The 14,521-nt window shown below is 74.4% G+C and carries 7 protein-coding genes; 4 read left to right on the top strand and 3 right to left on the bottom strand.

Annotated elements, in window-relative coordinates; translation table 11 throughout:
* The first annotated feature begins 1,055 nt into the window (after window positions 1-1,055).
* Window positions 1,056-4,367, top strand: a complete 3,312-nt coding sequence (locus UWG_RS0104320) for an AfsR/SARP family transcriptional regulator (protein ID WP_237719979.1) — start codon at window positions 1,056-1,058, stop codon at window positions 4,365-4,367.
* A 3-nt stretch (window positions 4,368-4,370) separates the two neighbouring features.
* Here UWG_RS0104320 and UWG_RS0104315 read toward each other — a convergent pair whose 3' ends face one another.
* Entirely contained in the window at window positions 4,371-6,116 is a 1,746-nt protein-coding gene (locus tag UWG_RS0104315) for a sigma-70 family RNA polymerase sigma factor (RefSeq protein WP_016905981.1), read from the bottom strand.
* A 1,628-nt stretch (window positions 6,117-7,744) separates the two neighbouring features.
* Window positions 7,745-8,587, bottom strand: a complete 843-nt coding sequence (locus UWG_RS0104305; RefSeq protein WP_016905979.1) for a TetR/AcrR family transcriptional regulator — start codon at window positions 8,585-8,587, stop codon at window positions 7,745-7,747.
* A gap of 384 nt (window positions 8,588-8,971) precedes the next feature.
* Between UWG_RS0104305 and UWG_RS0104300 the strand changes: the two genes are divergently transcribed.
* On the top strand, window positions 8,972-10,336 hold the full coding sequence (locus UWG_RS0104300; protein ID WP_016905978.1) for an NAD(P)/FAD-dependent oxidoreductase: 1,365 nt from the start codon (window positions 8,972-8,974) through the stop codon (window positions 10,334-10,336).
* Window positions 10,337-10,548: 212 nt separating this feature from the next.
* Complete coding sequence (locus tag UWG_RS0104295; protein ID WP_016905977.1) at window positions 10,549-12,306, top strand: ATP-binding SpoIIE family protein phosphatase; 1,758 nt, start codon at window positions 10,549-10,551, stop codon at window positions 12,304-12,306.
* A gap of 15 nt (window positions 12,307-12,321) precedes the next feature.
* On the opposite strand, the gene UWG_RS29460 is transcribed toward UWG_RS0104295, so the two are convergent.
* Complete coding sequence (locus UWG_RS29460; protein WP_016905976.1) at window positions 12,322-13,590, bottom strand: MFS transporter; 1,269 nt, start codon at window positions 13,588-13,590, stop codon at window positions 12,322-12,324.
* Between the two features lie 204 nt (window positions 13,591-13,794).
* Between UWG_RS29460 and UWG_RS0104285 the strand changes: the two genes are divergently transcribed.
* Window positions 13,795-14,331, top strand: coding sequence for a MarR family winged helix-turn-helix transcriptional regulator (locus UWG_RS0104285; RefSeq protein ID WP_016905975.1), 537 nt, complete (start codon window positions 13,795-13,797; stop codon window positions 14,329-14,331).
* Window positions 14,332-14,521 lie beyond the last annotated feature (190 nt).

Genomic DNA, 14,521 nt, shown 5'->3' with positions numbered 1-14,521 from the left:
GCGGGGCCCCCCGCCAGCGCGCGGCGGCGGGCGGCGTCACGGCGGGGCAGCAGCGGCCCGCGCTGTAGGGGCGCTTCGGCTGGGGGCTCATGCGTGTGCGCGCTGGGGCGTGTGGTGCGTCGAGGCGTCCTGTTGGGGCGGCTCGGTGGGGTCGTGGGCGCTGGTGCGGGTGCCGGTGAGCGCGTGTGCCCGTGACCTTTCCGGCGCCTGCGCGCGTGCGGTGTGGTGGCGCTCGGTGCGGTGGGTTTGCCAATACGGCGGTTGCGGCGTCCCGTTGGGGCGGCGTCCGGTGCGGGTCCCGTGTCGGTGCCGGTCGGTGAGTGCGTGTGCGGCGCGCGCATGTGCGGAGCGTGCGGCTCGCCGAGGCGTCGGTTCGTGGTGCCGCGTTGGGACGGCGGGGTGTGGCGTCCCTCGCCTGCGCGCGTGCGGTGTGTCGGCGCCGGTGCGGTGGCTTTGCACGCGGTGGTCGTGGCGTTCCGTCGGGCGTAGTGGGCGCTCGTGCCGGTACGCGTGCGGGTCGGGAGCGCCGACTCGTCAACGCGTTGGCCGTAGCGTCGTGTTGAGGCGGTGAAACATGGGAGTGCCTGGTGTGCGCGTTCGCGTCGGTGCCCGCGGTGTGTCGACGCTTGTGGCGTGCGGTTCGCCAACGCGTCGATCGGGGCGTCCCGTTGGTGCGGCACGGTGCGGAGGCAGGCGTGCGGGTGCCGGTGAGCGGTGCGTGCGGCCCGCCTGCGTTCGGCTCGTCGAGGCGTTGACCGTGGCGACGCGTCGGGGCGGCACGGTGTAGCGCTGTGCGTGCCGGTGCCGGTGCCGGTGCCGGTGGGCGCGGGCTGCGTCCGGAGTGTCCGCGTCGGCCGACGCGTCGGTCGCGGCGTCCCGTTGAGCCCCGTACGTCCCGCGTCGCTGTCGGCGGACGCGTGCGCAGGGCGCCCCGGCCGCGACAACCGCCGTTCGCCCCTGGTGGCCGTTGAGGCGGTGGGCGGAACGCAGGCGTCCGCCTGCGGTGCGGAGAAAAGGCGTGGGGGATTGTCAGACCCCGTGGCAACAATGTGGTGGTGCAGTACCAAATCCTCGGACCTGCCCGGGCCCACGACGCGCAGGGCCGCCCGCTGCCGCTCGGCGGCCGGCGGCTGCGTGCGCTCTTCGTTGCGCTGGCGCTGCGTGCGGGCTCCGAAGTACCGGTATCGGTGGGTGAGTTGGTCGGCGAGGTGTGGCCGTGGGCGGAAGAGCTCCCCGTGGACGCGCCCGCCGCGCTCCAGGCGCTCGTCGGCCGGCTGCGCCGGGTGCTCGGCCGGGCGGCGGTCGAGTCGGCCAATGGCGGCTACCGTCTCGTCGCCGACCCGGAAAATGTCGACCTCCACCGCTTCCGCCGGCTCGCGGCCGCGGGCGAGGAGGCTCTCGCCCGCGGCGCACCGCACCGCGCCGTCGAGTTGCTGCGCGAGGCCCTCGACCTGTGGCGCGGCGGCGCGCTGGCCGATCTTCCCGACCCGGGCCAGGAGGCCCGCCGCGCCGAGACGTTGCGCCGCACCTGCAAGGAGCGGCTCCTCGGCGCCGAGGTGGCCGCCGGGCGTCCCGCCTCCGTGCTCTCCGAGCTGCGCGCGCTCGCCGAGTCCCGTCCGCTCGACGAGCCGTTGCAGCTCCTCTTCCTCCGCGCACTCCGCGAGAGCGGCCGCACGGCCGAGGCCCTCACCGAGTACGACACCGTGCGCCGGCGGATAGACGCCCGGCTCGGCGTGGCCCCGGGCCCCGAACTGCGCGCGCTGCACACCGAGTTGCTCCGCTCCGGCGAGCCCCCGGCCCCGCCCGCCGGAGCCGGGCCCGGTGCGGAGGAAGGCGGGCACCTCCCCGCCCCGCTCGCGCGACCGGCCGCCCCCGCGGAACCCCGCCCCCCGCACCGGGGCAACGTGCCTGCGCGCCTCACCAGCTTCGTCGGCCGCACCCACGAGCTCGACGCGCTCGGCACCGCCCTCGCCGAGCACCGCCTCGTCACGCTCACAGGGCCCGGCGGCTCGGGCAAGACCCGCCTCGCCGAGCACTTCGCCGGCGCCCCTTCACCTTCCGACCCGCAGTTCCCCGACGGCGCCTGGCTCGTCCCGCTGGCACCGCTCGACCACCCCGCCTCCGTCCCCGGCGCCGTCCTCGACGCGCTGGGCCGCCGCGACACCGCCCTCTTCGCCTCCGCCCCCGTCGAGACCGGCGCCGCCCCACCACGCCATCCGCCCGACGAGGCCGCAACCCGCCTCCTCGACCACTGCCGCGACCGCTGCCTCCTGCTCGTCCTCGACAACTGCGAGCACCTGGTCGCGGCGGTCGCGGCGCTCACCGAGACGCTCCTAGCCGAGTGCCCGCACCTCACCGTCCTGGCGACGAGCCGCGAACCGCTCGGCGTCGTGGGCGAGGCGGTACGCCCCGTCGAGCCCCTGCCGCCCTCCGCCGCCCGCCGGCTCTTCGACGACCGTGCCCGCGCCGTCACCCCGGCGCACCGGCCCGAAGCACACCGGGAGGCGACCGCCGAGATCTGCGCCAGACTCGACGGCCTCCCCCTGGCGATCGAGCTCGCCGCCGCCAGGCTCCGCACCCTCGCGCCGGAGGAGATCGCCGCCCGGCTCGACGACCGCTTCCGCCTCCTCGCCCGCGGCAGCCGCAGCGCCCTGCCGCGCCAGCAGACACTCCGCGCCGTCGTCGACTGGTCCTGGGAGCTGCTCGGCACCCGCGAACGCACCCTCCTCGCACGCCTGTCGGTCTTCGCCGGCGGCTGCACGCTGGAGGCGGCAGAGGCGGTGTGCGGAGCGGGGTCACTGCCGCCGTCGGAGATCCTCGACGTCCTCGGCGCCCTCGTCGACAAGTCCCTCGTCGTCGCCGACCGCCCCTCGGCCTCCGGCACCCGCTTCCGCCTGCTGGAAACCATCCGCGCCTACGCACGTGAACGCGCCGCCGAGGACCGCGCCGACCTCGACGCCACCCGGCGCCGGCACACCACGCAGATCGTGGAGTTCGCCGCGCGGGCGGCGCCGTTCCTCCGCACGGGCGCGCAGGTGGAGTGGCTCGCGCGCCTGGAGGCCGAGCTCGACGACATCAGGGCCGTCGCACACCGCTGCGTCGAGACACGGGACACCGAGTCGCTCGGCGCCCTGCTCCGCTCCCTCGGCTGGTTCTGGTGGCTCCGCAACCACCACGAGGAGGGCGCCTCCTGGGCCGCCGCCCTCCTCGACCTTCTCCCTCCGACTCCCGCAGACGGCAGCGACGTGCACCTGCTCCGCGCCGAGTCGCGCATGCTCCACTTCACCTTCCGCGCCGGCCGCTACGACCGCGCGGAACCGACCCGGCTCGCCGAATACGCGCACACCGCGGAGCAGTTGCGGCGCGCCTTCGGCTCCTCGCCCGAGGCCACGGCGCGCTTCCCCGGGCTGCTCGCGCCGCTCACCGGCTACGGCGTCGATCCCCCCGAGGCGCCGGGACGCTCACTCGACCGCGCGGTGGCGAACTGCCGCACGTACGGCGGCCCCTGGGCACTGGCGGTGACGATGGTCTGCCGCGCCTACCTCCACACCGAACTGCCGGGCAGCCTCCCCAGGATCACCGCGGACCTCCCCGAGATGGAGTCCCTCGCCGAGTCGACGGGCGACCGCTGGCTCCTCTCGCAGATCTGCGGCCTCCGCGCCGAACTCGCCGTACGCCGCGGCGCGTACGCCGAAGCCCGCGCCGAGTGCGAGACGGCGCTGCGCTACGCCAGAGAGCTCGGCGCCCACACCGAGGTCCCGCTGCTCCTCGCCCGTATCGCCGAGATCTGGTACCGCCAGGGCGACCGCACGCGGGCGCAGCGCCTCGCCGACAGCGCCCTGGAGGAGGCGGCACACCTCGGCGTCGCCGACACCCAGGCGTACGTCCTCCACCTCAGCAGCCTCCTCGCGCTGGAGCGCGGCGAGACGCACCGCGCAAGGGACCTGCACACGCGCAGCATCGCGTGCACACGGGCCGGGACGCCGACCCTGCACGTCCTCGTCGACACGGTCGGCGCGCGTATCTCGGCGGCCGAGGGCCCCGCCCGACGGCACCGCGCCGTCCACGAGATCACCGACGCGCTCCGCCGCGCACTCGCCGGCGCCTCCGACGACGCGCTCCTCGCCCGCCTCGTCCTCGCGGCCGCCGCCGTCGCCCTCGCCGCCGGCAGCCCGAGCCGCGCCGTGCGGTTCGCCGACGCCGCCGACCACCTGCGCGGCGAACTCCCGCCGACGGCACCGGAGAAGGCGCTCGCGCACCGCATACGCCGCCGGGCTCCCGGCGCCCCGCTCCCGCGCGGCCGCCCGCTCGACGCGGCCGAGGTCCTCGCCTCGCTCGACGCCTGGCTCAGCGAGGCCGCGGGGTGACGCCTACGCGCAGCTGATCCGTGCGTCGGCCCAGTCGGCGAGGGCCAGCCGGTCGAAGGGGCGTGCCGGCTCCACCGACAGCCGCAGCGACTCCACGCCCTCCAACGGCACCCGCACGGCGGCCGGTCGGTTCCCGTTCCGCACGGTCTCCGAGCGCCAGAGCTCGCGTCCGTCCCCGTGCACGGCGAACTGCGCGGCCCGCCGCCCGGGCGAGAGGTCGTCGATACCGGCGAGCGCGGCGAAGCTGACGCAGCTCCGGTTGAGGTCGACCGTCACGGACGAGGGGAGGTGCACCGAGATCCCGGTGGCGTAGGAGGTCCCCGCGAGCCGCAGACCGGTGCGCTGCCACGCCCAACTACCGGGCCGGGTGCGGATGGTGGGGTCCGTTGCCTCGCCCGGTGCGAAGTCGTAGTCGAGTCGGCCCAGGTGGTAGTCGGTGGGCGGTGGCGGGCTGCTCGGCGGGGAAGACGGCGTCTCACTCGGAGGGGCCGGCGGCGGGGGAGCGGGACGCTCGCTTGGCGTCGGCTTGGGCTGCGGGCTCGCCCTCGTCGGGGAGGGGCTCGGGGTCGTCTTCGTCGGCGTCGGCTCCTGCGCCGGTTCCCGGGGCGGGGTCGGCTTCGGTTCCGGCGGGGCCGGCGCGGGCGGACCGGGATCCTCCGGCTCGGCGGAGGGCTTCTCGGGCGCCGACACCGGCGGATGGGCCTGCGACCGCGGCTTCGGCTCCCCTCCACCGCCGACCAACGCGTACGCCACGGCCGCCACGGCCGCGACGAGCCCGAGCCCCAGCCCGACCTTCGCCGGCGTCCCGAGCCCCTCGGACGCGGCGCCCCCCGCCCCCGAACCCGCCGCAGCGCCACCCGCAACGGCGCTGCCTGCCGCAGTGCCCCCCGCGACCAGGGCGCCGAACGCCTTGGCACCGCCCGCGGTGGCGAACCATCCCACGAAGGCCACCGGCACCAGGACCCGGATGTGCTGGTTGAGGTCCTTCACCTCCAGCGCCGCCTTCCGGCACTCGGCGCACCCGTCGAGGTGCCGCAGCAGCCCGCGTTCGGCCCGCAGGCGCAGGCCACCGCGCGCGTAGGCGCCGAGCCTGTCCGCGTACCGGGCGCAGTCGGCGCTCCCCGTACGCGCCCTGCTGACGTGGGCCTGGAGGTACGCCTGCTTGAGGTTCTCCCTCGCACGGTGCGCGGCCGTCGCCGTCGCGCCCTTCGATTTCCCCAGCAGCGGCGCGACGTCCTGCGGCTTCGCGCCCTCCACCGCCGTGTGCCAGAGCACCATCTGGTCGTGCTCCGAGAGGCTGCGGAACGCCCGTACGACGAGGGTCTGTTCGGCCTCGTGCATCGCCCGCACGTCGGCGCCCGGATCGGTGGCGCCCTCGACGCCCCCGCGCGACTCCTCGGCGGTCTCGGCGAAGACGGCGAAGTCCTCGACGAGCTGCTCCCGCTTGCTGCTCCTCGCCCAGGCCGCAGCGGTGTGCCGCACCGAGGTCATCAGGTAGGCGCGCACCGCCGACTGCGGTCCCTTGCCGCCCCGCACCGCCTGCAACGTGCGGGCGAAGACCTCGTTGGCGAGGTCCTCCGCCGTGTCCGCGTCCCGGCAGCAGGTACGCGCGTACCTGCGGACGGGCGCGACGTGCCGCCGGTAGAGCGCGTCGTACGCGGCAGCGTCGCCCTCCCGCATCCTCGCGACGAGTTCGGCGTCCGACTGCCCCGCCGTCGCCTGCGGCCTCTTGCCGCGCTGTTTGGGCACGCCCTTGCCGTGCGGAGGCGGCGTCGCGGCGCCCGTCCCCTGACGGGATGCTCCGCCCCGCCCGAGCGTCGGTGAGGGGGGAGCGGGCTTGCTCAACCGGCGTACTGCTGCGGCTCGTTCGCCCTCACCGCCGGCCCGGCCACCGGAGCCGCCGTCGCCGGTGGACGTGCCGCCCGCGGCGGCACGGGCCGATCGCGCGCCCCCTCGGAGGGACTCGGCCGAAGAGGGGTTCCGGCGACGTTGACGTGGCACACCGGAGCGGGACTCCTCGTCTCCGCTCTTCTCGGCTTCGCCCTTCTCCCGCCCGCTCCTCTCGTCCTCGCCCTGCTCGTCCTCTCCCTTCGCCGCCTCCGCGCCCTCGGACTCGGCCTCGCCGTCCGAGCTGCCCCGGGCCCGCTGTCCCGACCCCGCCGAGCCCTCCGCACGCCCGCGCCTCCGAGCACGCGGACGGGCGCCCTGTTGTCCGACGGCGTCCGCGCCTTCCGCGGGTTCTCCTCGCTCGTCGCGACCGTCAACTCCCATGAGCCGCAACTCCCGTGTGCGTACCGTTGGTCGAACACCGCGAAAGCCTGGCACAGGGCAAACGTCCGAGAGTCCCCCGGATGGATCAATCACCCGTTCGTGGTCACTTTGCGCGCCGCCGCATCGGGTCCTACCCCACAAATGCGACCAACTCACCCTCGGCTGACGCCAGTTCCACTACCGGCCACCCGAGCGGTACGCGCCCTTCCACAATCCGACTGCCACACCGCCGAGTTGCTCCGACTCCGCAACGCGCACACTCCGCCCTGGCACCCTGGCGGGCCGCCCGCGCGGCGCCCGGCGCCCCGGCGACGAGACGGCCTGGTGTCCCCGTGGCCCGGACGTTCCCGTGCCTGTCCCGCCGGAGCTGGCGACCGCGCGACGCGGCGGCCTGGTGACGCGGCGACGCGGCGACCGGTGAGCCGACGCGGCCGCCCGTGACCGGGGGCGGCGTCGCAGCGTCCCGGCCGCTGGCGTCCCCAGGAGATCGCGCGTTGACGACGGACTGGCCGACGACCCCGTGCCCCGCGTCCCGTTGGGCTGCCGGCGCGGCGCCCGGCGCCCCGGCGACGAGGCGGGCCTTGCGCCCCGATGCCTTGACGCGGCACCCCGTGGCCTGCGTCCCCGCGTTCGCATGACGTTCCGGTGTGACGTCCCGGCAACCCGTACCCCGGCCGACGAGCGGCTCGGCGTCGGCGAGACGCAGCGCCCGCCCTCAGCCATCGCGACAGACGGGCGCCCTGGCGACGCGGCAGCCCGGTGACCCGGTACCTGCCCGCCGCCTCGTCCGGTGTCCCAGTCCCCGGCGGCCCGGCGACGCGACGACCGGTGACCGACCCGGCGCCCCATGACCCGGCAGCCCGACGTCCTGCCCCTGGCGTTCCGCGCCGTGACAGCACGACGCCCGGCCACCTGGCGACGCAAGGACCTGGCGCTCGGCACGCGGCCACGCCCTCCGCGAAGGCACCTTCCACCGCCCTCGGAACTTCGCGACCGACCCCCGGAGAGCCGGAACCCCGACCTCGGCCAAGCGCCGACCCCTCGACCCCGCCCCGCCGACGGGCCCAAGGCAGCCCGCCGACGAGGAGGAGGCAGCGAAGCTCAGCTCACGAGGCCACCGGGTGCGCCCGCAGCCCCTCCAGGAGGATGTCGAGCAGCCGCGTCGAGGCCGCCGCCTGCTGCGCCGCATCAGGGAGCGAGGGGGCAGCCGTCGCTATCACCAGGAGGACGTCCTGGATCGTCACGTCGGCCCTGAGCTCTCCGGCTCCGCGTGCCCGCTCCACCAGCTTTCCGACCACGTCGAGCAGTTCGGCGGCAGCGGCGTCGTCCTCCACGGCGGACACCTTGCCGGGCGCCTCCGTCGCCGCCGCACCCTCCTCCGGCGTCTCCTCGGTGTCCCCGCCCTGACGGCGCTGCTGCGGCACACGGATCGCGGCGTCCCCCCAGCCCTCGGCCCGGAGTATCCGAGGCGGCAGGAGCCGCCCGGCGCCGGAGGCCACGGAGGTCCGCAGGAAACGCGAGAGCGCGGACCAGGGCTCGTCCTCCTGCCCGAGCGCCGCGCGCGCCTGCTCGGTGAGGCGCGCGGTCTCCTCCTCGGCTATCCGCTTCACCAGCACGTCCTTGCTGGGGAAGCGCCGATACACGGTGCCGACCCCGACGCGCGCACGCCGTGCGACGTCCTCCATCGGCGCCCCGTAACCGAGTTCGCCGAAAACCTCGCGCGCGGCGCGCAGTACGTGCTCCAGATTGCGCTGGGCGTCTACCCGCAGCGGCGCCGAACGGCCCACCGCCGCCCGCCGCTCGGCCGCCGGCCGGCCCTGCGGTGCGAGGCCGCGCCCCCCGCCGGACTGGGGCGCCTCCCGACGGACCGTCCCCGCGGCGCCGGGCGCCGGAGCGGTGGAGACGGAGCCCACGGAGACGTGGGCACGGGCCGGTTGAGCGTCGTACATCCCCTGAGTGCGCATGTGTCTAATCCCCCGATTCTGGGAGCCTCCCCCCGGAGGCTCCCGATCTACTGCGCTCGGGGTGCCGGGCGCCCTGGTCGGCACATGTCGCACCCCGTAGGCACACGAACATAGTTGAGCCCGGCACGCCAGAGAAGAGGGCGGTTCCGCCACCCCTCTCCGCCGGTTTCCCCTTGCGTGCTCAGCACCGTCTCACGCGCCTCTGACATCGCCTCGCGCACCATCGGTGAGCTGCACTGACAGCCGAGCCGGCGCACGCGGTGGTGAAAGCCGGACCGTGCTCCCACCGGTTGTACGGCCTGTCACACCTGTGGACAAAGCGGAGCCGGCGGGGCGTCATTGACGGATGACCAAGGCGGTGAACGAGACATGAGCGCGACGGCGCCGCCCGTGCGCGTCCTCCTGATCGGCGCCGGCCACGTCGGCGCGACGGCGGCACGGCGCCTGAGCAGACGCCTCGGGTCACGCCTCGCCGACCCGGCAGTCGAGCCTCGCCGTTCCCCGGCGCACGACGCGGAAGCTGCGCCCCCGGTGCACCTCACCGTCGTCAACCCGACTCCCCGCACCGTCTATCGCCCCCTTCTGCCCGAGGCCGCCGCGGGTTCCCTGCCGACGCACCACGCCGCCGCGCCGCTGCGCCACCTCCTCCCTTCGTGCCGCGTCGTCATCGGCGAGGCGGAGTCCGCCGACCACCGCCACCGCACGGCTTACGTACGCACACCAGCGGACCGCTCCCCGCTCGCCCTGCGCTACGACCACCTGGTCCTCGCACCGGGCGCCGGCGAAGAGCCCCCACGCGCCCCCGGTATCGCCGAACACGCCTTCGACACACGCGCGTTGCACGAGGTGACGGCGCTCGGCAACCACCTCGTGCACCAGCTCGACCTCGCCTCCTCCACCCGTGACCCCACAGTGCGGGACGCGGCGCTCACCTTCGTCTTCGAGGGAGGCGACGCCGCGACGGTCGCGCTCCTCGCCGAACTCGCCGCGGCGGCCCGGCGATCCTGCCGCGATTTCGGCAACCTCCCCCCGGAGGAGCTCCACTTCCTCCTCGCCGTCCCCGAGGCCCGCCTCCTGCCGGAGTACGAGCCGCCGCCGGCCCGCCGCGTCCTCGCCGAACTCCGCGACAACAACGTCGACGTACGCCTCGGCGCCTCCCTCGCCTCCTGCACTCCCCGCCTCGCCGTGCTCGACGACGGCACCCGCCTCCCCGCCCACACCGTCGTCCGCGCCGCCCCCACCGCGCCCCACCCCCTCCTCGCCTCGACGGACCTGCCCCGCACCCGGGACGGATTCCTCCGACGCACCCGGGCGCTCCAGCTCGACGGAGTCCGAGGCGCCTGGTCAGCCGGCGCCTCGGCCGCCCTCCCGACACCGGAGGCCCCCGCGCCCACGCCGGCGCACTCCCGGCGCCAGGGGCTGCTCTTAGCGGAGAACCTGGCGGCCGAGCTGCGCGGCGAGCCCCTCGTGGACTACCGTCATACGCACGCGAGTTCGGCGATCCCGCTGGGCCCGCGTCGAGCCGTCGCGCAGTTGCACCACCGCACCCTGAGCGGCACGACGGCCTGGCTCTGGCACCGCGGTCACCATCTGACGAGGCTTCCCGCGCCCCGCGGCGTCGGTCTCGTGGCCGAGTGGACGCTCGCGCTCCTCTTCCGGCGTGAGATCGTCTCCCTCAGCCGCGCACCGGAACCGGGCGGAACCCGGAACTCCCCACCGGACAGCGGCGTCTGACGGATGGCGGCCGTCTGCGCCACACTGTGCATGTGACGATGGGTGGGTCCGCGCCTGCGAAGAGTGACCTCCTCCGCAAGGCAGGGCCGCCCACCGGTACGCGCCGCCTCACACCGCGGTGACCTTGCCCGGACACCCCGAGCGGGCGCAGCGCAGGCCCGACCCGACGGCGAACGACAGCGAACGAGCGAGCAACAAGGAACCGGACGACCGTGGATTTCACGCGCTGGAGCGCCCGACTGCCCGGCACACAGCGGCGCACCGCCGCCGCCCAGTCGGGCGCGGAGGCACAGCCGCCGTCCGAGCCCTCCCCTGCCCGCACACCCGCGGAACAGGCGGACGAGACGGCCTCGGACCCCGCCCCACCGGCCGTGCCGCAGGCCCGCTCCCGCCGCCGCTTCCCGCCCCGCCGTCCACCGTCCGACGCAACCCGGCGAGGCTCCGGCACCCCGTCCGCCGAGCACGCGACGCGCCGCATCGACGCCCTGTCCGTCCGCGAACTCCTCGGCCCGGTCCCGGCCCCCGCCGCGGTCGTCTACGGCCCCGAGCACCGCATCGCCTTCGTCAACGACGCCTATGAGAAGGCGTTCGGCGCCCGTCCCTCCGGCGCGGCCGCCCGCGACGCCCTCCCCGAGCTCGTCGAGCTCGGCCTCCCACCTCTCATGGACCAGGTCCTCCGCAGCGGTACTCCACGCACGGTCAAGTCCCGCCGCGTACAGGGCCCTCAGCGCACCGGGTACTACACCTTCACCTGCACCCCGCTCACGACGGCGGAGGAACAGGGCGTCCTGATCTTCGCCGCCGACGTCACCGATCAGGTCGAGGCGGCCGAGCGCCTCCGCACCAGCGAGCGCCACCAGCGCGAGGCCGCGGTCACCCTCCAACGCAGCCTGCTCCCCCAGGAGCTGGAGCAGCCCGACGACCTCCGCGTCGCCGCCACCTATCAGCCGGGCGGCACCGAGACCGCCGTCGGAGGGGACTGGTACGACGTCATCACCCTCGGCGCCGGACGTACGGCGCTGGTCATCGGCGACGTCATGGGCCGAGGGATGCGGGCGGCCGCCGTGATGGGGCAACTCCGCACCGCCGTAAGGGCGTACGCGCGCCTGGACCTCCCGCCGCACGAGGTGCTCCAACTCCTCGACGGCCTCGCCGCGGAGATCGACGCCAGCCAGATCGCCACCTGCGTCTACGCCGTCCACGACCCGAACGAGGGCGTCCTCAGCTTCGCCTCAGCCGGCCACCTCCCGATCCTCGTCAAGGACGAGGAGGGCGTGGTCCACCGGACGGGCGAACCGACGGGTCCGCCCCTCGGCACCGGCGGCTGGCTCCACACCTCCGCCACCCTGCCGCTGGGCCCAGGTTCGACGGCTGTCCTCTACACCGACGGCCTCGTGGAGCGCCGCGACGCCGACATCGACGTCGGCGTCGCAGCCCTGGAGCGCGCCTTCGCTGCCGCCGGCGGCTCCCCCGAGATCGTCTGCAACCGCCTCATCCGCTCCCTGGGGATCACCGCCGAACACGACGACGACGTGGCCGTACTGGTCCTCCAACACCCGGCCCGTACGGGCCGGGAGGCGGAGCTCTTCCACAACGCGGCGCTCGACCTCCTCGGCGGCACGGAGGCCGCGCCCCGTGCCCGCGCCTTCGCCTCGGGCGTCCTCGCCTCCTGGCGCTTCCCGGCAGAGCTCCGGGACCTCGGCGTCCTCGCCGCGAGCGAACTCGTCGCCAACTCGCTCCAGCACGGCACCCCGCCCATGCGCCTGCGCCTGCGCAGAACCGACCGCCGCCTCATCGTCGAGGTCACCGACGGGGACGAGCACCTCCCGCGCCGCCGCACCCCGGAAGCGGCGGACGAAGCAGGCCGCGGGATCTCCATCGTCGCCACCATCGCCTCGTCCTGGGGCTCTCGGCGCACCCCGGGCGGGGGCAAGGCCGTCTGGTGCGAGTTCGCCCTGCCGGAGACCTGACGGGCGTGAGCCGACTCAGGCGCCGACGGCCACCGACTCCTCGACCCCGACGGGCACCGGCCGCCCCGGCCGATCCTGCCGATGCGTCAACCGCCGCCCCAGCACCAGCGCCAGCACGCTGATCCCGAGCGAACAGACCACCAGCATCCCGATGTAGAACGCGTACGCACCGGCCGCGGCGAGCATCCCGCCCACCGCGGGTCCGATCGCCAGCGCCAACTGCCGCACCAGCGCGAAGGCCGAGTTGTACTGCCCCACGAGGCGACTGGGTGCAAGATCGGCGACGAGCGGCGCGACCGTCGGCGACAGCATCGTCTCTCCGACCCCGAAGAGTGCGTACGTCGAGATCAGCAGCGCCGTCGCAACGCCCTGGCCCCCCTCGACCAACCCCGAGGCACCGGCCGCGAGCCAGGCGAGGGTCCATATCAGTCCCACGACGGCGATGACCCGGCTCCGCCTGCGCCGCTCGACGAGCCGCAGCACCACGAACTGCGCCAGCACGATCGCCGCGGTGTTCGCCGCGAGCGCCGTCCCCAGCGTCGCCGTCGAGATCCGCGTCACCTCGACCGCGTAGGCGGCGAGGCCCGACTCGAACTGCCCGTAACAGGCGAAGAAGACCACGAACCCGAGCACGCACAACAGCACCATCGAACGGTCGCGCAGCAGCACCGCCCACCCGCTCCCGGTCCGCCCCTCGGGCACCTCCTCGTCGCCGTCGAACCCGGGCGCCGAGGGCAGCCGCACCGTGAGGAGCACGACGAGCAGCACCATGAACATCGCCGCCTCGATCCCGAAGAGCACGAGGAACGACCCCGCGCTGTTCTCGTCGACGACGAACCCGCCGATCAGCCCGCCGATCCCGAGCCCGAGGTTGTTGAGGAAGAACTGCGTGGCGAAGGCCCGCGACCGGTTCACCGTGCTCGAACACCAGACGATCATGGTCGCCAACGAGGGCTGGAGCACGGCGATCCCGCCTCCCATCAACCCGGCGGCTCCGAGTGCGGCCCCCGACGTGGCAGCGGCCGAGAACGCCAGCGCGCCCAGCGCCGCGGCAACGGCGCCGAAGACGACCGTCACCATCGGCCCGCGTCGGTCGATGACGCGTCCGGTGAACGGCAGCACCACGAGCGCAGCGGCAGCGAAGACCGCAAGCACGGCACCCGCGGTCCCGTCGCCCAGTCCCCGCACCTTGGACGCGTACACGAAGAGAAACGGCATCGTGAAGCCGTTGCCGAACGCCGCGAGGGCGTTGCCGAGTTGGATGCGGCGCAGCTGCGCACCCATCGCCGTGGTCACACTCACCTACCCAGGAACATAGTGGTCGGTCCTACCGGTCATCGGGCCCGGAGCCGTACGGACCCACACCCGACTGCGGCCCCCGCAGTGGAAACGGCGGGGGCCGCTGGAGTTCGAAGCTAAATTTCAATGTTGAAGAGTACACAGGGCAAGCCTTCAATGCGAACGCGTAGCCGTGGGATACTCCGCCCCATGTCCGAGCAGCAGCCGAGCCTCGATGAGCAGATCGCCATCTACCAGCGCGAGTACCGCGACCTCGACCCGAGAGTCGAGAAGGTGGTGAACGCCCTCAGCCGGCTGGACCGCAGGATGAACGTCGCCTACGGCCGCCAACTCGCCACCCTCGACCTGGGAAGCGCAGAGTGGGAGGTCCTCAAGGAACTCGTCATGGTCGGCGAGCCGTACCAACTGTGGCCGGGGAGTATCGCCAGACGTCTCGGCCTCACCCCCGCCGCCATGACCCACCGGATCGACCGCATGCTGGCTCAGGGCCTCGTCACGCGCGAGCGCGACCCGGACAACCGAGTCCGCGTGATCATCGGCCTCACCGACACGGGCCGGGAGAAGTGGCTCCAGGTGATGCGCCGCGCCTCGGTCTTCGAGGAGGAGCTCCTCCAGGACCTCTCGGGAGACGAACGCGTACAACTCGGCGACCTCCTCACCCGCCTCCTCCGCCGCGTCGAGCACGCACAACCGGACGCGGGCGGACGCCTCACCGACCTCGACTGAGCCCCTTCCCTCTCGCTTGACAGTGGTGGGGGCGGTCCGTAGTGTTCTCCGAGCTGCCCCGGAGGCTTTGTGTTTCGTGTGGGTGGCTCTTCTGCCGTCTGGTGGCGGTCTCTTCTGGTTGGTTTTCTCGTTTCTTTGCGGGTTTTCTGCGTGCCTTTTTTGGGTGTGTGGTGGCTGGTGGGGGAATGGG

Source organism: Streptomyces xiaopingdaonensis (genome assembly GCF_000262345.1).
GTDB classification, from domain to species: Bacteria; Actinomycetota; Actinomycetes; order Streptomycetales; family Streptomycetaceae; genus Streptomyces; species Streptomyces xiaopingdaonensis.
This window is presented reverse-complemented; position numbering and strand designations above follow the sequence as displayed.